Raw genomic sequence first — 19,964 nt, 5'->3', positions numbered from 1 at the left:
GGCGGCCGAGCCCGTCCGGCTGCTCCCCCGTGGGCTGCCGGACGGGCTGTTCAGAGCCGTTCACCTTAGTGCGCGGTTCTCGCTGCCGACTCGTCTGCCCCCCGACGCGACGCATCGACAGGTACGAGAGTGCCTGAGCGCGATAAACGAATGATGAACGTCCGTCAGGTCCCGTTGCCCACCGATGCGGGATCGAGCAGTCGTCGAACCGCGTCGGCCTCGGGAGCCGCCAACTGGTCGAAGACCGAGAGTGCCTCCCGCCAGCAGACTCTCGCCCGGTCCGCCTGGCCTATGCCCTGGAGGGCCTGGCCCAGTACGGTCAGCACGTTGGCGCGACGCCACTCGCCGCCCACATGCAGCAACACCGTCAATGCCTGCTCGGCGAGGCCGGCGGCCTGGGCGGACCGCCCTGCGTCGAGATGGATCTCTGCCAGACGGAAGAGGGTCATGCCTTCCCACAACCTCTGTCGGCTGTCCCGGAAGACGGTGAGCGCTTCGGACAGCCGTTCCTGGGCCTCGTGCTGTCGACCGGCCCGAGCCAGCGCGAGTCCCAGTGCGTAGCGTCCATTGGCCAGCCGCAGTGTGAGCCCCATGCGGTTGTAGAGAGCGACACCCTCGCTGGCGAGTTCCACCGCGCTCGTGGTGTGTCCTATGGCGAGATGGACCCGGGACAGGTTGCACAGGGCGCTGGCTTCGCCCGGCTGATTGGCATCGGCCCGGAACGCGGCGATGGTCTGCTGCAGAAGGGTCTCGGCCTCATCGAGCCGGTTACGGTATCCGGCGATGATTCCGAGTTCATTCGGGGCGTTGCAGTGGGTCCACACATCGTCCGTCGACGGAGCGAGCTGCATGGCCATGCGCGCTTCGTCGTCAGCCTGGTCGAAACGGCCGGCAGTGCTGTGCACCTGCGCGAGTGTCGTACGTGCCCGAGCCTCGGAGCGCGGGTCACCCGCAGCCGCGGCGGCATCCCTCACGAGGGTGGCCACGGACTCGAACTGGCGGGAGTTGGCGCCTGATTCCGCGAGGTCCTTGGATGCCAGGAGCAGATCCACGCTGCGGCGGATGGTTTTGGCGGTGGCCGACTGCTGGGCACACGCCAGCAGTGAGTTGGCCTCCGAGTAGAGCCAGTCGAGCGCGTGGTCGTGTTGGGTGAACGAGAGCCCCTTGTATCCGGTGGGCTCCAGGTGACTGACTGTGCGATCCCCCGGCCGCTCCAGCGCATACACCCCCGCCGCCGTCGCCAGATAGAAGTCCAGCAGTCGCGACAGCGCCAACTCCCGCTCCTCCGGGTCCTGCTCGTCCCGTTCCGCGCAGGAACGCGCGTAGAGGCGCACCAGGTCGTGGTACCGGTACCTGCCCGGTGCTGCCGACTCCAGGAGGCTGGTGTCGACCAAAGCCTCCAGCAGGTCTTCCGCCACGTGGGCTTCGAGGTTGAGCAGGGCCGCCGCCGCGGTCAGGGAGATGTCCGGGCCGTCCGCCAGGCCCAGCAGGCGGAACGCGCGCGCCTGGGCCGGCTCCAGCTGGCCGTAGCCGAGTTCGAAGGTGGCCTTCACCGCGAGGTCGCCGGCCTGGAGTTCGTCCAGGCGGCGGCGTTCGTCGGCGAGTTTGGCGGCCAGGACGGAGACCGTCCAGGTACGGCGTGCGGCCAGGCGGGAGGCGGCGATGCGGATGGCCAGGGGGAGGAAGCCGCAGGCGGCGACCACGTCCAGGGCCGCCTCGCGCTCGGAGTCGATGCGCTCCTCGCCCACGATGCGGGTGAAGAGCTGGAGCGCCTCCTCCGGGGACATCACGTCCAGGTCGACCAGGTGTGCGCCCGCCAGGTCGACCATGCGGACGCGGCTCGTGACCAGGGCCGCGCAGCCCGCGGTGCCGGGGAGGAGGGGGCGGATCTGGGCCGCGTCATGGGCGTTGTCGAGGAGGACCAGGATGCGGCGGCCGTCGAGCGTGGAGCGGTAGAGGGCGGCGCGTTCGTCCAGGGAGTCGGGGATCGCCGAGTCGGCCGTGCCCAGCGCGCGCAGGAACGCGCCGAGCACCGTCTCCGGTTCGGCGGCGCGCGCGCCGGCGCCCTGGAGGTCCACGTACAGCTGACCGTCCGGGAAGTGCTGGCGCGCCTGGTGGGCGACGTGCACGGCGAGGGTCGTCTTGCCGACGCCGCCGATGCCGGCCAGTGCCGAGACGGCCATGACCGAACCCTCGGCGGTCGCCAGCCGGTCACCCAGTTCCCGTACGAAGGAGGCGCGGCCGGTGAAGTCCGGGACGGTGGCTGGGAGCTGGGCCGGGCGCAGCGGCGCCGGGGCCGGTGCCGGCTCGTCGGCCGGACGGGCCAGTTCCTCGTCCGCCTGCAGGATGCGCTGCTGGAGCTGGGAGAGTTCGGGGCGCGGGTCGACGCCCAGTTCGTCGGCGAGCAGCCGGCGGGTGTCGGCGTACACGGCGAGCGCCTCGGCCTGCCGGCCGCTGCGGTACAGGGCGATCATGAGGAGTTCGCGCAGCCGCTCGCGCAGCGGGTGCGCGGCGGTGAGCGCGGTCAGTTCGGAGACCGCCTCCGCGTGGCAGCCGACCTCCAGGTCCAGGTCGAGCCGGGTCTCGGTGAGTTGGAGCCGCCATTCCTCCAGCCGGGTGCGCTGGTTCTCGGCGTACGGTCCGGGCACGGAGGCCAGGGTCTCGCCGTCCCACAGACCGAGCGCCTTGCTGAAGAGACCGCGGGCCTGGGCGCGGTCGCCGCCCGCGCGGGCCTTCTCCGCCCCGGCCACCAACTCCTGGGCGATGGTCAGGTCGAGGGCGTCGTTCCTGGTCCGGATCGCGTAACCGCCGGCGGCGCTGACCAGCGTCTGCGGGTCGAGGACCTTACGGAGCCGAGAGGCGTACGTGCGTACGGCGGCGAGCGCCTGCGAGGGCGGTTCCTCACCCCAGATGGCGTCGATGAGTTCGGAGGCCGTGGCCGTGCGGCCGTCGCGCAGGAGCAGCGCGGTCAACAGAGCCCGCTGCTGAGGTGAACCGGACGGCAGCGCTTCTCCGTCCCGCCAGGCCCGTACCGGGCCGAGCACGGAGAAGCGCAGATCGGCGCCGTCGGCCGACTGCTGCTGCGGAGCCCGCTGCCCCGGAACACGCACGCGTGGCCCGTGGTCGTCACGGTCCATTGATGCCCCCTGTCCTGCTCGCCCCGCCGGTCCTGCCGATCGTGCCGGTGCTGTTCGTTCCGGATTCCTCGCCCGTGTGCCGGCCCGGGGCGGGGGATCCGGATTTGTTCGGTACCGCTGGTATCGCGCTCAACAGTCTGCCTTGTTATGGGCGGACACGTCAGCAGTGGGTGACTCTCTGCACAAGCCCTCGACAACGATTGAGGGACGGGGGCCGGTACGGATAGCTGACGGTTCGTCAGATCAGCGCTACCGTGATGAGCATGGAGACCTTCCCGAAGATCATCTCGGTGGACGACCACACGGTGGAGCCCGCTCATGTCTGGCGGGACCGGCTCCCGTCCAAGTACCTCGACCGCGGTCCGCGGATCGTCCGCGCACCGCTCAAGGAAATGACCTTCATGGGCGGCAAGTTCGCGCCTGTGATGGGCGCGGACGGTGATGACGGACCGATCGGCGACTGGTGGGTGTACGAGGACCTGCACCGCCCGCTCACCCGGCTCGACACGTCGGTCGGCTACGACCGGGACGAGATCAGGCTTGAGGTCATCACCTACGAGCAGATGCGCCCGGGTTCGTTCTCGGTCCCCGACCGGCTCGCGGACATGGACGTCAACCATGTCCAGTCCGCGCTCTGCTTCCCCACCTTTCCCCGCTTCTGCGGGCAGACCTTCACCGAAGCGAAGGACCGCGAACTCGGGCTGCTCGGAGTACGGGCGTACAACGACTGGATGGTGGAGGAGTGGTGCGGGCCCGAGGCGCGAGGCCGGCTCATCCCGCTCACCCTGATCCCGCTCTGGGACGCGCGGCTGGCCGCGGAGGAGGTCCGGCGCAACGCGGCGCGCGGTGTGCGCGCGGTGGCGTTCTCCGAGATACCGCCGCATCTCGGCCTGCCGTCCATTCACACGGACGAGTGGGATCCGTTCCTGCAGGCCTGTGACGAGACGGGGACGGTGATCGCGATGCACATCGGCTCGTCCTCGAAGATGCCGTCCACCTCGGCCGACGCCCCGCCCGCCGTCGGCTCCACCATCACCTTCGCCAACTGCTGCTTCTCGATGGTCGACTGGCTGATGAGCGGCAAGTTCGAGCGGTTCCCGAACCTCCGGATCATGTACGCGGAGGGGCAGATCGGCTGGATTCCGTACATCCTGGAGCGCGCCGACGTGGTCTGGGAGGAGAACCGGGCCTGGGGCGGCGTCGCCGACAAGGTCCACCGTCCGCCGTCGGAGCTGTTCGCCGAGCATGTCTACGGCTGCTTCTTCGACGACGCCTTCGGGCTGCGGAACCTGGACTCGATCGGCGTCGGCAACGTCCTGTACGAGACGGACTATCCGCACTCCGACTCCACCTGGCCCAAGTCGCGCGAGGTCGGCGAGGCGCAGATGGGGCATCTGGATGCCGATGTCGTGGACCGGATCGTCCGCGGCAACGCGATCGACCTGCTGGGGCTGACGGACGACGGGCTGTGGGCGGGGCCCGGCGGGCGGTAGGGAGGGCGCGGAACGTGACACCCGGCACCCCGGGTGTCACGTTCCGCGTGGAGCCGTGGTGCCTCCGGAACGGTCAGGCCCTGGTGACCGGCTCCTGGAGCTCCGTCACCCACTTGTCCCGGTCGTCGGGGCACTCCAGGCTGATCTCGCGGGCGTATCCCGTGGACCGGTAGCCGTTGGCGTCGATCCAACGGGCCAGGGTCTGGGCCGTCGGCAGTACGCCGTCCATCGAGCCCCGGTGCACGATGGACGCCGCCTCGAACGGGGGCAGCTCGACCACCGTGATCCCGGTGTCGCCGAGCGGGCCCACCGGGGCGGAGACCGTCACCCCCGCGTGGACGACGATCGCGCCGCCGCCCTCGGGGGCGTTCTCGTAATAGGCGATCCCGGGGCCGCTCGGGCCGACCCCCACCGTGTCCAGCAGCGGGAAGAGCCGGTCGTACAGCGGGCCGATCACCGGAGTGATGTGCTCCGGTTCGAAGCCCGCCGCTGTCCCGGTCAACTCGGCGACCCGTACTGCGGCAATGCTCTTGACCGCTACCTCGTCCGCGGGCATGCGTCCCTCGCTCTCGATCGACCGGAGCCTCGCCTCGACCCGTGTCAGCCGTGCGGCCGCTGCCGCCATGGCCTCCTCCAGCTCCGCCCGCCGCAGTCGCAGCATGCCGCGCAACTCCTCGGCCCCCACCTGCTCGTCGAGGACGGCCTGCACCTGCTGAAGCGTGAAGCCGAGATCCTTCAGGGCGATGATGCGGTTGAGGCGGGAGAGCTGGGCGGCCCCGTAGTAGCGGTAGCCGGTGGCGGGGTCCGTGCGGTCCGGGTGCAGGAGTCCGATGGCGTCGTAGTGGCGCAGCATCCGGGCCGAGACCCGTCCGTACCGGGCGAAGTCTCCGATGGTGAACATGATGTCTCCCAGTGCACGGCCTCACACGATGTCAAGGTCAAGCATCGCGGCGCTGGATGTGACGCAGGTCATCGGAACCCCCCTCTCCGCTGCGGACAGGACGTGACGTGGAGCATTCCTTGAGAGCCCGGATACGGGCAGGTGACCCGGACGCGTTCGGCGGCCTCTTCGACGACTGCGCCCAGACGGTGTTCCGGTACGCGGTCCGCTCGACCGGCGACTGGGCCGGCGCCGAGGACGTCGTATCGCTGACCTTCCTGGAGGCGTGGCGATTGCGCGGCACCCTGCGCGACTCGGACGAGGAGCTGAAGCCGTGGCTGCTCGGCATCGCCACCAACGTCCTGCGCAACACCCGCCGCGCCGCCCGTCGGCACGAGGCGGCCCTGGCCAGAGTGCCGGCCGGGCCCGTCGTGCCGGACTTCGCGGACGAGCTGGTGGGCCGCATCCATGACGCGGAACAGCTCGCGGCCGCACAGACCGCGCTGGGACGCCTGAGACCCAAGGAGCGTGAGGTGTTCCTGCTCTGCGTCTGGGACGGCCTGGACTACCGGGACGCGGCACGCGCGCTCGGCGTCCCGGTGGGCACGGTCCGCTCGCGGCTCTCCAGGGCCCGGAAGCGACTTCGGGACCTCACCGAGGACGAACTCAAGAAAATCGCAAGAAACATGGAACTACCTGAATCAGCCGGACAGTACCGGAGTGACCGCGCCACTGCGGTCCGGTCGAACGAAAGGGAGGGAAACCGATGAGTGCCGACGCGAAGGAGGTTGTGGGGGAGCTCAGGGCGAAGCTGCCCGAGCCGCACGGACCGGTCCTGCCGGGCGACCGCCAACGGCTGCTCAGGGAGCACTTGATGAACGAGATCCACCAGGCCGAGGTCCGGACCGAGAAGGCGCCGAAGGCCGTGCGGCCGCGCCGCAACCGCGCCTGGTACGCCGTGCCCGTCGGCATGGTCGCGGCCGGAGCGCTCGCCTTCACCTTCCTGGCCGGTCCGGGGCAGGGCGGCGGCGACACCGGTTACCACGTCAGCGCGGCCCCGGTCGTCAAGGTCGAGGTCGCCTCGGCGGAGGGCGTCGGAGCGCTGATGGAGAACGTCGCCAAGCACGCGTCGGAGGGCCCCGCGAACCGCGTCGGCAAGAACCAGTTCGTCTATGTGCGCTCGCACTACTCCAACATGCAGGCCGAGGTCGGCAGCCCCCTCAAGCTGAAGACGTACTACCGCGAGACGTGGACGTCCCAGAACCCCGCCAAGGTGCAGAGCCGGCTCAAGCAGCCGGGCGACGACATCATCTGGTCGGCTCCGCGCGCCGGGGACGAGGGATACGTGGAGGACCTGCAGAACCAGACCTACGCCGCGCTCCAGGCGCTGCCCACCGATCCCGACGCGCTGCTGAAGAAGCTCCGTGAGGATGCCGAGTGGTCGTCCGGCTCGTCCGACCAGTGGCTCTTCGAGTACGTCGGCGGGCTGATCCGCGAGAACATCCTGCCGCCCGAGACGGGCGCCGCGATCTACCGTGCCGCGGCCAAGATCCCCGGCGTCGTCATGGTGGAGAAGGCCGAGGACGGCGACGGCCGACCCGGCGTGGCGCTGGCCCGTACGGACGAGCGTACGCACGAGCGCATGGAACTGGTCTTCGACGCCAACAGCTACGACTACCTGGGTCTGCGCGCCTACCTGGTCCAGGACACCGAGCTGGGCAAGAAGGGCACCGTCACCGAGCTGCAGGCCGTGCTGGACCGCGGCGTCGTGGACAGCCGGGACGAGACGCCCAAGAAGTAGGGGAGTGGCCGCCCGCACGCGGGCGGCCGTCCAAAGGCAGGAGCCCCGCTCCTCCACCGAGGCGGAGGAGCGGGGCTCCTTGGGTACTGCTTTACCGGCCGCGATCGGCCGACCCGGGCAACTAGGCCGGGGTGACGTTCTCAGCCTGCGGACCCTTGGGTCCCTGAGTGACGTCGAAGTTCACGACCTGGTTCTCCTCGAGGGAGCGGAACCCGGACGCGTTGATCGCGGAGTAGTGAACGAAGACATCCGGGCCGCCGCCGTCCTGGGCGATGAAGCCGAAGCCCTTTTCAGCGTTGAACCACTTGACGGTTCCGGTAGCCATAAGCCCTCCTTGGGCCAAAGGGTTGCCCTGCTCCAGAACCTGCAAAGAAGTCTGAAAACTACAAAAGCCTGCGGGTTACATGCTCCGCAGGCTCTGTACTGCAAGGGAAACCAAACTGCAACTTGCGTCGAGCCTAGCACGCAGCGTGTACGGAAGGGTAGAGGGAAAGATCACTTCACCCGGATGTTTGATTGCCGTGCCGATGAGCTGACGAAGCGGGTCTCCCGGAGGGTGTCGGGGAGGCGTCCTCAAGGGATACGGAATGAAGACTTCCGATACCGCTCCGGGGTGGTGTCGGTGCCCCGCGAGAGGGGCGGGGCGACGCCTCGCGCACCCGGTGCCGTCCGGACGGCACCACGGGTCTAGCCTCGCGATGTGGACAATTCAACCGTCTCAACCGTCGCAGGCGACGGCCGTCGCAGCCGGCCGCGCGTCGGCCACATCCAGTTCCTGAACTGCCTTCCCCTGTACTGGGGACTGGCGAGAACCGGGACCCTGCTCGACATGGAGCTCTCGAAGGACACCCCGGAGAAGCTCAGCGAGCAGCTGATCAGGGGTGATCTGGACATCGGCCCCGTCACCCTGGTCGAGTTCCTGCGCAACGCCGACGACCTGGTCGCCTTCCCGGACATCGCGGTGGGATGCGACGGGCCCGTCATGTCGTGCGTGATCGTGTCGCAGGTGCCGCTGGACCAGCTGGACCGGGCCCGGGTGGCACTCGGTTCGACCTCGCGCACCTCCGTGCGTCTGGCTCAGCTGCTGCTCGCCGAGCGGTACGGGGTCAGCCCGGACTACTACACCTGCCCGCCGGACCTGGGCGTGATGATGCAGGAGGCGGACGCCGCGGTGCTGATCGGTGACGCCGCGCTGCGCGCCAACCTGCACGACGCGCCCCGGCTCGGTCTCCAGGTCCACGACCTGGGCCAGATGTGGAAGGACTGGACCGGGCTGCCGTTCGTCTTCGCGGTCTGGGCGACCCGCAAGGACTATCTGGCGGCCGAGCCCCACCACGTGAACAAGGCGCACGAGGCCTTCCTGGCCTCGCGGGACGTCTCTCTGGAGGAGGTCACCAAGGTCGCGGAGCAGGCGGCACGCTGGGAGGCCTTCGACGCGGAGGTGCTGGAGCGGTACTTCACGACGCTGGACTTCCGCTTCGGCCCGGACCAGCTGGCGGGGGTGCGGGAGTTCGCGCGCCGGGTCGGCCCGACGACCGGCTTCCCGGCGGACGTGAAGGTCGAACTCCTCGGCGGCTGACCGGAGGGCGGGAAGTGGCCGACGTCGCGGTATCCCGGGCGCGGCCGACGCCGCGGTATCCCGGGCGCGGCCGACGCCGCGGAAGCCGGGGCGGGGCGCGGGGCAGCGCCGAGGGTGCCCGGGGCGCGCCGCGCCCGGAGGCGGTCGACGGGAATGGGCCCGGATATGGATGAATCCTGTACCTCTTCGGTCGGATATCTCTTGCCGGCCTTCTCCCGCCCTTCTCCGGCCGCTTCTCCTCGCTCGTCATCGATTCGGGTGAATACGCGGCGAATAGCCGATTCCCGGACCGCGTCCGAGGAGAGTCCCGGTCCTGAACCGGAATCGCTCGGGTGAACGACGTATTCACGCCTTTTGTTGTGTCGAAAGCCGTTGTTCGTTCCCTTGAGGGTGAAATCGGCGGATGGTTTCCTCTGGGACCCGATGACCTTCGCACCCTAGGCTTCGGTCGGAGGTCCGGCCGGTCCACAGGGGGAGTCCATATGCAGCCGCTGGAAGCCGGCGAACCGCTGACCATCGGTTCCTACCGACTGCTCGGCAGGCTCGGTGCCGGCGGCATGGGCCGGGTCTATCTGGGGCGCAGCGCGGGCGGACGCACCGTCGCGGTCAAGGTCGTGCACCCCCACTTCGCTCTCGACGAGCAATTCCGGGCCAGGTTCCGGCGGGAGGTGGACGCGGCACGGCGGATCGGTGCGCAGTGGACGGCGCCCGTCCTGGACGCCGACCCGGACGCCCCCATTCCCTGGGTCGCCACCGGCTATGTGGCCGGGCCCCCGCTGTCCGTCGCGGTCGTCGAGCACGGCCCCCTGCCCGAGCACGCGGTGCGGACACTGGGCGCCGGACTCGGGGAGGCGCTGGCCGCGGTGCACGCCCAGGACCTCATCCATCGCGATGTGAAGCCCTCCAACGTGCTGCTCGCCCTCGACGGTCCCCGGCTGATCGACTTCGGGATCGCCCACGCCATCGGTGCCACCGCCTCGCTCACCTCCACCGGGGTGTCGGTCGGCTCGCCCGGCTACATGGCGCCGGAGCAGATCCGGGGCGTGGACATCTCGGGCGCTGCCGATGTCTTCTCGCTCGGCGCGGTGCTCGCGTACGCGGCCACCGGTACCGCGCCCTTCCTCGGCGACTCCTCCGCCGTACTGCTCTACAAGGTGGTGCACGAGGAGCCGGAGCTGGGAGAACTGGAGGGGGAGCTGAGGGACATCGTCGCCGGGTGCCTGGCGAAGTACCCGGAGGACCGCCCGACTCCCACGGAACTGGCCCGGCAGCTGGCGCCGGGCGGGGCCGCCGCACTGGTGGCCGCGGGGTGGCTGCCCGGCCCACTGGTGCGCGAGGTCAGCCGGGCGGCGGTCGCGCTGCTGGACCTGGAGCCGCAGGACGCGCCGGTGCAGTCGGGGCCGGTGCCGTTCAGCGGTGCCTCGTGGGGTGTGAACGGTGCGCCCGACGGCGGCGGTGCGAGTGGTGGGTTCGGCCCGCCGGTCGAGCCGTCCCTCTCGCACGAACCCACCCGGCCGCCCCGGCCGAACGGGCCGCCCCCGTGGCCCCTGACCGCCGCGGGCGCGGCCGGGGCGGCGCAGCCGTCCGGGCTGCCGGGGCAACGCATGGCGAACCCCCGTTTCTCCGTCACCGTCGGCGCGGACTCCGAGGCGTCCCGCCCCGACGCGAACCGGGGCCGGAGACTGAGCTGCACCGTCGCCCTCGCCGTGGCCGGTGCGCTCGCCGCCGTGACCGTGGGCAGTGCGTACCTGTTCGATCTGATGCCGGGCGGCGGCGGACGGGACGCGGCCGAGCACGGTGGTGCCGGCAGCACCCCGCCGGCCGCCACGCCGTCCGCGGAGCACTCGCAACCCTCGGGCTCGGAACCGGGCACCGGGGACCCGGGCGGCACGGCGGACCCGGACCAGGTCGCCGAGGTCCCGAAGGCGTTCACCGGGACCTGGAAGGGCCCGCTCACCGAGAAGACCACCGGGGAGCCGCACGGCACGCTCACCGCCGTCTTCACCGCGGGGAAGAAGGGCACGGACGTGGTCCGCATGACCACGGAGGTCTCCGCCCTCGGACTGAGCGTGCGCTGCAACAGCATCGCCCGGCTCTCCTCCGGAACGGACGAGGAACTGACACTCAGGGAGCGTGCCGACCCCGACCGCCCGAGCGACCCGGCCCTGTGCACCTCCACCGAGTCCGACATCCACTTCACGCGTGCCGCCGACGGCACCCTCCGCTTCCGCTCCGAGGAGAGGGGCGCGGGATTTCCGTACGGCACCCTCAGCCGGTCCGGCAGCTGACGCCGACAGGGGCTGGCGTAGGGTGAACCGGTCCGTAGATCCGTTGAAAAACCGCCGAAAGGTGACAGCCCGGTGACCGAGAAGGCCGACCTCCAGCCCATCCTCGACCGAGCCGCCGAGGGCGGTCGGATCACTCCGGAGGAGGCTCTCGACCTCTACCGGTCGGCGCCGCTGCACGCGCTGGGCGCGGCCGCCGACGCCGTACGCCGACGCCGCTACGCCGGTACGGAGCACATCGCGACGTACATCATCGAGCGCAACATCAACTACACGAACGTGTGTGTCACGGCGTGCAAGTTCTGCGCGTTCTACGCCGCGCCCAAGGACACCGCCAAGGGCTGGTCCCGCGACCTCGACGACATCCTGCGTCGCTGCGCGGAGACCGTCGAGCTCGGCGGTACGCAGATCATGTTCCAAGGCGGGCACCACCCGGACTACGGCGTCGAGTACTACGAGGAGCACTTCTCCGCCATCAAGAAGGCGTTCCCGCAGCTGGTCATCCACTCGCTCGGCGCCTCCGAGATCGAGCACATGGCCCGGATCTCCAAGGTCTCCGTCGAGGAGGCCATCCAGCGCATCCACGCCGCCGGTCTCGACTCCTTCGCGGGTGCGGGCGCCGAACTGCTGCCGGCCCGGCCGCGCAAGGCGATCGCCCCGCTCAAGGAGTCCGGCGAGCGCTGGCTGGAGATCATGGAGGCCGCGCACCGCCTGGGCGTCGAGTCGACCTCCACCATGCTGATGGGCACCGGCGAGACCAACGCCGAGCGCATCGAGCACCTGCGGATGATCCGCGACGTGCAGGACCGCACGGGTGGCTTCCGCGCGTTCATCCCGTACACGTACCAGCCGGAGAACAACCACCTGAAGGGCCGGACGCAGGCGACGCTCTTCGAGTACCTGCGGATGATCGCCATCGCCCGGATCTTCCTCGACAATGTCGCGCACATCCAGGGTTCCTGGCTGACCACCGGCAAGGAGGTCGGCCAGCTGTCACTGCACTACGGCGCCGACGACCTCGGTTCGATCATGCTGGAGGAGAACGTCGTCTCGTCGGCCGGCGCCAAGCACCGCTCCAACCGCATGGAGATCATCGACCTGATCCGCAAGGCGGGCCGTGTGCCGGCGCAGCGCGCCACGACGTACGAGCACCTCGTCGTCCACGACGACCCGGCGAACGACCCGGTCGACGAGCGGGTGGTCTCGCACATCTCGTCCACCGCGATCGAGGGCGGCACGGCCCACCCGGAGCTGAAGCTCCTGAACGCCAACTGAGGCGGTTTTGCTGACTGTTCATGCCGCGCCGCTGGTTCTTCCGGTCGGCGCGGCCGCCGTTGCGCAGGGCGCGGTGGCCGTGGCGGGCGACCGGATCGTCGCCCTCGGGCCGTACGACGAGGTCGTCGCCGCCCACCCCGCGGCCCGGGTCCGCGCATGGCCGGGCGTCATCACGCCGGGACTGCGGCAGTGGCACGGGCTGTGGCTGCTCACCCGCTGCTACCACCCCGACCCGCGCGAGGCGGACGCGCTCGGCGACCAGCCGCTGTGGGGCGAGGAATTCGAGCGGCTGGCCGCCGGGATGGACGCGACGCGGCGGGCGGGCAGCGTACGGCGCGGGCTGCAGCAGATGCTCCGGCACGGCACGACGCACGTCGCGGGCCGCTTCCACGACCCGGCCGTCCGCATTGCCGTGGCCCGCTCGGGTCTGACGGAGGTCTCGGCCGTCGCAGCCCCCGGCATCCTGGCCGGCGGACCGAGCCTGGACCCGTTCGTGGAGGGGTACGACCTGCCCGGTTCCGTGCACGGCCCGCTCGACGTCGGCGGCCGCGCCGACCTCGCGGTCTTCGACGTACCCGATGAGGCGACGCTGTGCGCGGTGGGGGCGGGGCGGTGCGTGGCCACGGTGCTGGGCGGGCGGCTGGTGTACCGGCGGCGGTAGGGCGCGTTCTCGATGGTCCCGTCCGGCCGGGCGTCCGGCACGCACGCCCGCTGCGCTGTCAGGGGACGGACGGGCCGCGCAGGTACGTGCCTGCGGACGTGTACGGCCACGCGTTGGCGACGCACCCCTTCAGTCCGTCGATCTGCTGCATCATCGCGGGCGCGCGGCGTCCGGGCCCCGGGCAGGTCTCATGGCCGTGGCCCAGCCAGTGGCCGACCTCGTGGTTGATGATCAGCGCCCGGTACTCGGCCAGCGGGCCGTCGAACTGTGGTGACCCCCGCATCCACCGCTTCAGGTTCACCACGACCGTCGTGCCGACGCGGCAGTTGACCTCGCCGTGTGTGTTCAGCCCGTACGCCCCGCAGAGCCGGTCCACGGTGTCCGGTGTCGCGATCCGGATCACCAGACCGGCCGGGCCCGAGCCGACCTGCCGGAACGCGTCGTGCCCCGTGCGGGTCCAGCCGCGGGGGTCGGCGAACACCTCGGAGACCGCGGCCGCGGCGGGACGCGTGGCCAGACCGGTGCCCCGCTCCACCTCGACGCGGTAGCGGTGGACGGTGCCGGTGCCGTGGCCGCCGGTGTGCGCCGGGGCAGCGGTGACGAACTCACCGGAGCCGTGCACGGGCACGGACCCGGACGAGCTCCGGGACTCGTCCGCCCGTTTTCCGGGCTCCGGCCTCTTCTCCCCCGTGCGCCCCTTCCCGGCGCCGGAATCGGCGTCGGCGTCGTCGGCCGAGGCGGAGGGGCGCGGACTGCCGGGCGTCGAAGGGGAGCCGGGCTCGACGCCCGGTCCCGGGGACGACGACACCGCCACCCGGTCCGACGGGGTCCCCGCCTGTGCCGACGCCCTTTCACCGCCGCCCCACGGCCCCCATACCAACGCCCCGCAGACCAGCAGCGCACACGGCACCAGCACGGCGCCCGTCACCCGTATCCGGGTCTTCCGGCGGCGGGCCCGCCGGATCGCACCACGACTGCCGCCACGGCCACGCGCCCGGCGGCCCCGCTCCTCACCCACCATGGACGGACTCCTGCCTCGGCTCCATCGGGAACGCTTGGGCGTAACGCACCAGGCGCAGGAAGCGGTCGTCCCGGGCGACGTGGAGCAGCTGGTCGGCGGTGACCGGCGCCGAGACCATGGCGGAGTCATCGCCGTCGGCCGAGAGGACGACGGTGCTGTCCTTGAACGCGAAGCTGACGCTGACGCCGACGAGGTCCTTTCCGCCCTTGGAGCTCCCGGTCGTGGTGACGGCGCGGGCCACGATCCCGTCCAGCAGGGCCACCTCGTCGCACTGGTACTTCTCCTTCTCCTCCGGGTCGTACGGGCAAGGCTTCTGCGGGCTGCCGGACGGGCCACCGGTGGGGCGTACGGAGAAGACGACGGGGAAGGCATGGCCCTTGGACCCGCCCTGGTACCGGCTCACGGCCAGGTCGACGGGGCGCACCGTGCCGAACGCCGCAGGCAACAGCTCGTCCAGCACGGCCGCCGCCTGCTGCTGGAACTTCTCCTGCCGCCCGCGCTCGGCCACGGACAGGTCGGCCATGGACGACTCGCCCGGAGTGGGTTCGACGTGGACGGGCGTACGTGCAGGCCCGGTGTACGAGGGGAACGGCGTCGGGAAGCCGGGCGTGGGCCTGCTGGGTACGGGGGACGGAGTCACGTGACTCGTGCTCGGTGCGGGCGAGGGCGCCCCGACCTGCGCGGTGTCATCGCCGGTACCGGCGCCCGCGCCCCAGGACGGCAGCGTCGCGCCGAACACCCCGAGCGCCACCACTCCCACCATCGCGCCGCCGATCGTCGCCCGCGCCCTGGTGCGGCGCCTGCGGCCCACGGCCAGGGCGATGGGCACCAGGTCCGGCAGCGGCGGCGCCCCCTCGGCCGCCTCCGCCATGGCCTCCCTGATCAGCCGGTCCTCGGTCTCCTGCGGCGCGCTTTCCGGAAACATGTCCATGACGTTCTCCTCAGCTGCGGGTGGTGTAGAGGTACGGGTCGCCCAGCCGCGTACGCAGCGTGGCGAGCGAGCGTGAGCACTGGCTCTTGACGGTGGACTCGCTGCAGCGCAGCAGCTCGGCGACCGTCCGCACGCCCAGGTCCTCCCAGTAGCGCAGGACGACCATCGCCCGGGCGCGGGGCGGCAGTTCGGCGAGCGCGGTCAGCAGCGTCACCGTCAGCTCGGGGCACACCGAGGGGTTCGGGGCATCGACATGGCTGTGGGCCAGGAAGTCGCGGAGCCGGCGTCGGCGCTCGGCGAGATACGTCCGGGTGAGGACGGTGCGCGCATAGGCTGCGGGATGGTCGGCCCTGCTCGCCCGGTGCCAGTGCTGGAACAGCTTGGCCAGCGTCGTCTGGGTCAGGTCGCGGGCGCTCTCCGCATCGCCGCACAGCAGATACGCGGTCCGGTACAGACGCCGTTGGTTCGCCCGGGCGAACTCCTCGAATCCGGTGGAGTCCCGACTGCCGTCTGCGGTCATCTGTCCCCCTCTCCGGGGTCTCGGTGGTCTCTCACCCCTGTACTGAGTGATGCCGTGGCCAAAAGGTTGAGGTCGAGTTCCGGAACGTTCCGGCGCCCGTGCACGACCGGCGCGAGGCGGCGCCGACCGGGCAGCGGTGTTCGATGTACGGGACCTGGCGGCGCTGCGCACCGCGGGCGCCGTGAGCTGCGCGGCGAGGGTGCTCGGCGGACGGCTGGTCTTCCGCCGCGGCCGGGCCCGTGTGCGCCGGTTGCTGTACTGCGCGCCGGATCAGGGCCGGCCTGCGGGGACCGGGCACGCTCTCTCTCCGAAGAGCAGGCCGTGGTGAGGTTTCCCGGATGTGGCCGCAACCTCGCCGCCGGCCCCGGCGCCACCCGCCCGCGCCCCGGGCATCGGTGAACCAGTGCCGGCCGCATCTGCGCGCCCGGCCGGACCGTCGGGTGCGGACTCCCGTGTGATCAGCCGGCCCCAGTGCTGTGACCGGAAGGCTCACCGGCTCGCGACGCCCGGCACGGCACCTCGCCGCGTTCTCGCATCACCCGAGTGCGTCCGGCACGAGGGCGATCCTCCGTCGTGCGACGCACCGCACCGGACGCCGCGAGCTTCCTTCCCGGCAAACCTTTCCGGCCACGGCACCGGATCCTGTCCCGATCGCGGCCGGTACGGCATCTCGCCCGCCCGTCGGCGCCTTCGGCGCCGTACCCCGGAACAGGTCCCACGGACTGTCCGCGGCCCGTCCGGCGGGCGGGCCCGTCACGGTACCGACGGGCCCCCCAGGTACCGGCCCTCGGCGTCGTACGGCCAGGCGTTGGAGACGCACCCCTTCAGCCCGTCGATCTGCTGCATCATCGCCGGGGCGGGACGGCCCTTGCCCGGACAGGTCTCGTGGCCGTGGCCCAGCCAGTGCCCGACCTCGTGGTTGATGACGAGGGCCCGGTAGTCGGCGAGCGGACCGTGGAACTCGGGCGACCCCTGTTGCCAGCGCTTGAGGTTGACCATGACATCGGCGCCGACCCGGCAGTTGACCTCGCCATGGGTGTTGAGGCCGCCCCGCCCGCAGATGGCGTCGGTGGTCCCTGGGGTGGCAATGCGTATGACCAGTCCCGCCGGGCCGTCGGCGACCTGGCGGAAGGTGTGATCACCATGGTGCGACCAGCCCCGTGGCGCGGCCAGGATGCGGGCGATCTCGGCGGCGGCCTCGTCCGGGTCGATGCCCGAACCGTCCTCCGCCTCGACCCGGTAGGCGTTGCCCCCGGCCCTGGACCTGCCCCCGTCCGCGACGCCCGCGCGGGCGACGGTGAACGTGCCGGTCTCCGACGCGCTCCCGGACGCGGACGGTGCGGCCGCCTTCCCGTCACCGCCACCGTTCCACCGGGGCCCCACCACGGCGGCACAGATCAGTACGGCCGGGACGACCACGACGACGAGCAGCCGGTTCCGGCCGCGTTCCGGCCAGAACCGCCGGCGCGTGCCCTGTGCGGACATCTGTGCTCCCCCTGCTCCCGGTGATTCCGTGCTCCCCCCTGTACTGACCGCCGGTGGACGGAATCGGTTCAGTCTGCACGGACACGACTCGCGACCGGCGCGAAGCACGACGGACCGGGGCTGCTTGAATGGGCGGGTGACCCGAGCTTCCCTGGACAAGCAGCCGCACGAAGTCGCCACGATGTTCGACGACGTGGCGGCGAACTACGACCTCACCAACGACGTGCTGTCGCTCGGCCAGGCCCGGCTGTGGCGCAAGGAGGTCGCGAAGGCGGTGCACGCCCGGCCCGCGGAGAAGATCCTCGACCTGGCCGCAGGCACGGCGACGTCCTCGCTGCCCTTCGCCGCGACGGGCGCGTACGTCGTGCCGTGCGACTTCTCCCTCGGCATGCTCCAGGAGGGCAAGAAGCGCAATTCCTGGCTGCCCTTCACCGCGGGCGACGCCACCAGGCTGCCGTTCCGCGACGAGACCTTCGACGCGGTGACGATCTCCTTCGGGCTGCGCAACGTCCAGGACACGGACGCGGCGCTGCGCGAGCTGTACCGGGTGACGAAGCCGGGCGGCCGGGTGGTGATCTGCGAGTTCTCGCAGCCGACGTGGACGCCGTTCCGCACGGTGTACACGGAGTACCTGATGCGGGCGCTGCCGCCGGTCGCGCGCGCGGTGTCGTCCAACCCCGACGCGTACGTCTATCTCGCCGAGTCCATCCGGGCCTGGCCCGACCAGGCCGGGCTCGCGGCGAAGCTCCAGCGGGCCGGCTGGTCGAAGGTCGCCTGGCGCAACCTCACCGGTGGTGTGGTGGCACTGCACCGGGGCGTGCGCCCGCCGGCCTCCGGGTCCCGGCCCTGAGGACCGGGCCCCTGCCCCGGCGGGCGGGGCCCGCGGCCCGGCGGGGTGGCTCTGCGGCCCGAGCGACCGGCCCGAGCGACCGGGCCCCAGCCCCGAAGGGCCGGCCGGCCCGTTGCTACGGGGCCAGTTCCAGCCGGAAGCAGCGCACTTCATTCCCCGACTGCGGTGCCGTGAAGCTCTCCGCCCGTTCCATCCCCAGCCGCCGGGCCACGGCGACCGACCGCTCGTTGCGTGAGTCGATCGTCGCCACGACCCGTTCCACCCCGGCCGCGCGCAGCCGCTCCAGCGTGAGGCGCGCGGCGGTGGTGGCGTAACCCCGGCCCCAGGCCGAGCGGGCCAGCCGCCAGTCGATCTCGGTCTCGCCCACCGGGCCGTACGTGGTCTGCGGCCAGGGCTGGGCGCCGGTGAAGCCCGCGACCTCGCCGTCCTCGCCGAGCACCGTCCACAGGCAGTACCCCAGCTCCGCGTCGAGTCTGCGCTGTCGGGCGGTCCACTCCTCGTACATCGAAAGTTCCTCCGACGCACCGCCGAAGAACTCCATCACCTCGGGATCGTCGAACGCGCGGTGCCAGGAGAGCGCGTCCTCGTCGGTCGGGACACGCAACTGCAGGGAAGGGGCGGCGAGTGGCACGGTCGACATCGGGGAGCCCTTCGGAAAGTTGATCAGCGGACCCCCATAGACTGCATGGGACAGGTGCCGCGCGGCACGCGATTTCGAGTCTTCGGGAGATCCGACCGTGACCGAGCAGCCCCTCTCCGAGCACAGCGCGGATGTGATCGTCGTCGGGGCCGGCCCGGCCGGCTCCACGACCGCGTACTACCTCGCCAAGGCCGGACTGGACGTCCTGCTCCTGGAGAAGACGGCCTTCCCCCGGGAGAAGGTCTGCGGCGACGGCCTCACCCCGCGTGCGACCAAGCAGCTCGTCTCCATGGGCATCGACATCTCCGAAGAGGCCGGCTGGCTGCGCAACAAGGGTCTGCGCATCATCGGCGGCGGTGTCCGGCTCCAGCTGGACTGGCCCGATCTCGCCTCGTACCCGGACTACGGACTGGTCCGCAAGCGCGACGACTTCGACGAGCAGCTGGCCCGCCAGGCACAGAAGGCGGGCGCGCGGCTGTACGAGCGCTGCAACGTCGGCGCCCCGATCGTCGACGACCGCACCGGCCGCATCACCGGCGTCCACGCGAAGCTCGGTGAGGAGAAGACCCCGGTCACCTTCCACGCCCCGCTCGTCGTCGCCGCCGACGGCAACTCCACCCGGCTGTCGCTCGCCATGGGCCTGCACCGGCGCGAGGACCGCCCGATGGGCGTGGCCGTGCGTACGTACTTCACCTCGCCCCGCCACGACGACGACTACCTGGAGTCCTGGCTGGAGCTGTGGGACCGGCGCGGCCCCCAGGACCGGCTCCTGCCCGGCTACGGCTGGATCTTCGGCATGGGCGACGGCACGTCCAACGTCGGTCTCGGCATCCTCAACTCCTCCTCCGCGTTCAGGGAGTTGGACTGGCGTGAGGTCCTCAAGGCGTGGTGCGCGTCCATGCCGGAGGACTGGGGCTACACCCCGGAGAACATGACGGGTCCGATCCGCGGCGCCGCTCTCCCGATGGCGTTCAACCGCCAGCCGCACTACACCAAGGGCCTGCTGCTCGTCGGTGACGCGGGCGGAATGGTCAACCCGTTCAACGGCGAAGGCATCGCGTACGCCATGGAGTCGGGCCAGATCGCCGCCGACGTCATCGTCCAGGCCCACGCCCGCGCGACCCCGGCCCAGCGCGAACTGGCTCTCACCAACTACCCGAAGGTGCTCAAGGAGACCTACGGCGGCTACTACACGATGGGCCGCGCCTTCGTGAAACTGATCGGGAACCCGAAGGTCATGAAGGTCGCCACCCAGCGCGGCCTGACGCACCCGCTGCTGATGAAGTTCACGCTGAAGATGCTCGCAAACCTGACCGACCCCACGGGCGGCGACGCGATGGACCGCATCATCAACGGCCTCTCGAAGGTGGCCCCGAAGGCCTGAGCCGGAGACCGGCCGGGGAGTG

Annotated in this window: 17 protein-coding genes; 9 read left to right on the top strand and 8 right to left on the bottom strand. The window is 71.1% G+C overall.

Annotation, left to right across the window (positions count from 1 at the left end):
* Positions 1–164: 164 nt before the first annotated feature.
* Entirely contained in the window at positions 165–3,137 is a 2,973-nt protein-coding gene (locus ACIOHC_RS07830) for a BTAD domain-containing putative transcriptional regulator (RefSeq protein ID WP_401841905.1), read from the bottom strand.
* A gap of 263 nt (positions 3,138–3,400) precedes the next feature.
* On the opposite strand from ACIOHC_RS07830, the gene ACIOHC_RS07825 reads away from it, so the two are divergent.
* Positions 3,401–4,630 (top strand): amidohydrolase family protein, encoded by a 1,230-nt coding sequence (locus ACIOHC_RS07825; protein WP_401841903.1) that lies wholly within the window; start codon positions 3,401–3,403, stop codon positions 4,628–4,630.
* Positions 4,631–4,703: 73 nt separating this feature from the next.
* On the opposite strand, the gene ACIOHC_RS07820 is transcribed toward ACIOHC_RS07825, so the two are convergent.
* The gene (locus tag ACIOHC_RS07820) at positions 4,704–5,531 is read right to left on the bottom strand and encodes a MerR family transcriptional regulator (RefSeq protein ID WP_401841901.1); all 828 of its coding nucleotides are present in this window, start codon (positions 5,529–5,531) and stop codon (positions 4,704–4,706) included.
* 107 nt (positions 5,532–5,638) lie between these two features.
* On the opposite strand from ACIOHC_RS07820, the gene ACIOHC_RS07815 reads away from it, so the two are divergent.
* Positions 5,639–6,280: an RNA polymerase sigma factor gene (locus tag ACIOHC_RS07815; protein ID WP_351072582.1), complete on the top strand. Its 642-nt coding sequence runs from the start codon at positions 5,639–5,641 to the stop codon at positions 6,278–6,280.
* A complete protein-coding gene (locus tag ACIOHC_RS07810; protein ID WP_401841898.1) occupies positions 6,277–7,311 on the top strand; it encodes a CU044_5270 family protein in 1,035 nt (344 codons plus the stop codon). The genes ACIOHC_RS07815 and ACIOHC_RS07810 overlap by 4 nt, the downstream gene beginning before the upstream one ends.
* A 121-nt stretch (positions 7,312–7,432) precedes the next feature.
* On the opposite strand, the gene ACIOHC_RS07805 is transcribed toward ACIOHC_RS07810, so the two are convergent.
* Positions 7,433–7,636 (bottom strand): cold-shock protein, encoded by a 204-nt coding sequence (locus tag ACIOHC_RS07805; RefSeq protein WP_003967102.1) that lies wholly within the window; start codon positions 7,634–7,636, stop codon positions 7,433–7,435.
* A 375-nt stretch (positions 7,637–8,011) separates the two neighbouring features.
* Here ACIOHC_RS07805 and ACIOHC_RS07800 point away from each other — a divergent pair, with 375 nt between their 5' ends.
* The 4 genes from ACIOHC_RS07800 to ACIOHC_RS07785 all read left to right on the top strand — a co-directional run bounded on the left by ACIOHC_RS07800 (position 8,012) and on the right by ACIOHC_RS07785 (position 13,111).
* A complete protein-coding gene (locus ACIOHC_RS07800) occupies positions 8,012–8,890 on the top strand; it encodes a menaquinone biosynthesis protein (protein WP_351072586.1) in 879 nt (292 codons plus the stop codon).
* 482 nt (positions 8,891–9,372) lie between these two features.
* A complete protein-coding gene (locus ACIOHC_RS07795) occupies positions 9,373–11,178 on the top strand; it encodes a serine/threonine-protein kinase (RefSeq protein WP_401841897.1) in 1,806 nt (601 codons plus the stop codon).
* Positions 11,179–11,250: 72 nt separating this feature from the next.
* On the top strand, positions 11,251–12,450 hold the full coding sequence (gene mqnC / locus ACIOHC_RS07790) for a cyclic dehypoxanthinyl futalosine synthase (RefSeq protein ID WP_351072590.1): 1,200 nt from the start codon (positions 11,251–11,253) through the stop codon (positions 12,448–12,450).
* A 7-nt stretch (positions 12,451–12,457) separates the two neighbouring features.
* Entirely contained in the window at positions 12,458–13,111 is a 654-nt protein-coding gene (locus ACIOHC_RS07785) for an imidazolonepropionase-like domain-containing protein (RefSeq protein ID WP_401841894.1), read from the top strand.
* Between the two features lie 58 nt (positions 13,112–13,169).
* On the opposite strand, the gene ACIOHC_RS07780 is transcribed toward ACIOHC_RS07785, so the two are convergent.
* The 4 genes from ACIOHC_RS07780 to ACIOHC_RS07765 form a co-directional block, all read right to left on the bottom strand.
* Entirely contained in the window at positions 13,170–14,132 is a 963-nt protein-coding gene (locus tag ACIOHC_RS07780) for a DUF3152 domain-containing protein (RefSeq protein WP_401841892.1), read from the bottom strand.
* Entirely contained in the window at positions 14,122–15,063 is a 942-nt protein-coding gene (locus ACIOHC_RS07775) for a hypothetical protein (protein WP_351072596.1), read from the bottom strand. Before ACIOHC_RS07775 ends, ACIOHC_RS07780 begins: the two co-directional genes overlap by 11 nt.
* Before the next feature lie 10 nt (positions 15,064–15,073).
* Positions 15,074–15,583 carry a SigE family RNA polymerase sigma factor gene (locus ACIOHC_RS07770; RefSeq protein ID WP_401841890.1) on the bottom strand — a complete coding sequence of 170 codons (510 nt, stop codon included), beginning with the start codon at positions 15,581–15,583 and terminating at the stop codon, positions 15,074–15,076.
* Positions 15,584–16,336: 753 nt separating this feature from the next.
* Positions 16,337–17,068 carry a DUF3152 domain-containing protein gene (locus tag ACIOHC_RS07765; protein ID WP_351072600.1) on the bottom strand — a complete coding sequence of 244 codons (732 nt, stop codon included), beginning with the start codon at positions 17,066–17,068 and terminating at the stop codon, positions 16,337–16,339.
* 136 nt (positions 17,069–17,204) lie between these two features.
* On the opposite strand from ACIOHC_RS07765, the gene ACIOHC_RS07760 reads away from it, so the two are divergent.
* On the top strand, positions 17,205–17,918 hold the full coding sequence (locus ACIOHC_RS07760) for a demethylmenaquinone methyltransferase (protein WP_351072602.1): 714 nt from the start codon (positions 17,205–17,207) through the stop codon (positions 17,916–17,918).
* Between the two features lie 115 nt (positions 17,919–18,033).
* Here ACIOHC_RS07760 and ACIOHC_RS07755 read toward each other — a convergent pair whose 3' ends face one another.
* Positions 18,034–18,558, bottom strand: coding sequence for a GNAT family N-acetyltransferase (locus ACIOHC_RS07755; RefSeq protein WP_401841886.1), 525 nt, complete (start codon positions 18,556–18,558; stop codon positions 18,034–18,036).
* Positions 18,559–18,655: 97 nt separating this feature from the next.
* Here ACIOHC_RS07755 and ACIOHC_RS07750 point away from each other — a divergent pair, with 97 nt between their 5' ends.
* Positions 18,656–19,942 carry a geranylgeranyl reductase family protein gene (locus ACIOHC_RS07750; protein ID WP_365692454.1) on the top strand — a complete coding sequence of 429 codons (1,287 nt, stop codon included), beginning with the start codon at positions 18,656–18,658 and terminating at the stop codon, positions 19,940–19,942.
* Positions 19,943–19,964: the final 22 nt, after the last annotated feature.

Origin of the sequence: Streptomyces sp. NPDC088252, assembly GCF_044740965.1 — a bacterium.
Taxonomy (GTDB): domain Bacteria; phylum Actinomycetota; class Actinomycetes; order Streptomycetales; family Streptomycetaceae; genus Streptomyces.
Note: the sequence above shows the minus strand (reverse complement) of the source record. Positions and strands in the feature narration are given on the sequence as shown.

What these genes read in the sequence shown, in the direction of transcription:
- ACIOHC_RS07830 (WP_401841905.1), bottom strand. Translation starts at nt 3,137, where the DNA reads ATGGACCGTGACGACCACGGGCCACGCGTGCGTGTTCCGGGGCAGCGG.
- ACIOHC_RS07825 (WP_401841903.1), top strand. Translation starts at nt 3,401, where the DNA reads ATGGAGACCTTCCCGAAGATCATCTCGGTGGACGACCACACGGTGGAG.
- ACIOHC_RS07820 (WP_401841901.1), bottom strand. Translation starts at nt 5,531, where the DNA reads ATGTTCACCATCGGAGACTTCGCCCGGTACGGACGGGTCTCGGCCCGG.
- ACIOHC_RS07810 (WP_401841898.1), top strand. Translation starts at nt 6,277, where the DNA reads ATGAGTGCCGACGCGAAGGAGGTTGTGGGGGAGCTCAGGGCGAAGCTG.
- ACIOHC_RS07805 (WP_003967102.1), bottom strand. Translation starts at nt 7,636, where the DNA reads ATGGCTACCGGAACCGTCAAGTGGTTCAACGCTGAAAAGGGCTTCGGC.
- ACIOHC_RS07795 (WP_401841897.1), top strand. Translation starts at nt 9,373, where the DNA reads ATGCAGCCGCTGGAAGCCGGCGAACCGCTGACCATCGGTTCCTACCGA.
- ACIOHC_RS07780 (WP_401841892.1), bottom strand. Translation starts at nt 14,132, where the DNA reads ATGGTGGGTGAGGAGCGGGGCCGCCGGGCGCGTGGCCGTGGCGGCAGT.
- ACIOHC_RS07775 (WP_351072596.1), bottom strand. Translation starts at nt 15,063, where the DNA reads ATGGACATGTTTCCGGAAAGCGCGCCGCAGGAGACCGAGGACCGGCTG.
- ACIOHC_RS07770 (WP_401841890.1), bottom strand. Translation starts at nt 15,583, where the DNA reads ATGACCGCAGACGGCAGTCGGGACTCCACCGGATTCGAGGAGTTCGCC.
- ACIOHC_RS07765 (WP_351072600.1), bottom strand. Translation starts at nt 17,068, where the DNA reads ATGTCCGCACAGGGCACGCGCCGGCGGTTCTGGCCGGAACGCGGCCGG.
- ACIOHC_RS07755 (WP_401841886.1), bottom strand. Translation starts at nt 18,558, where the DNA reads ATGTCGACCGTGCCACTCGCCGCCCCTTCCCTGCAGTTGCGTGTCCCG.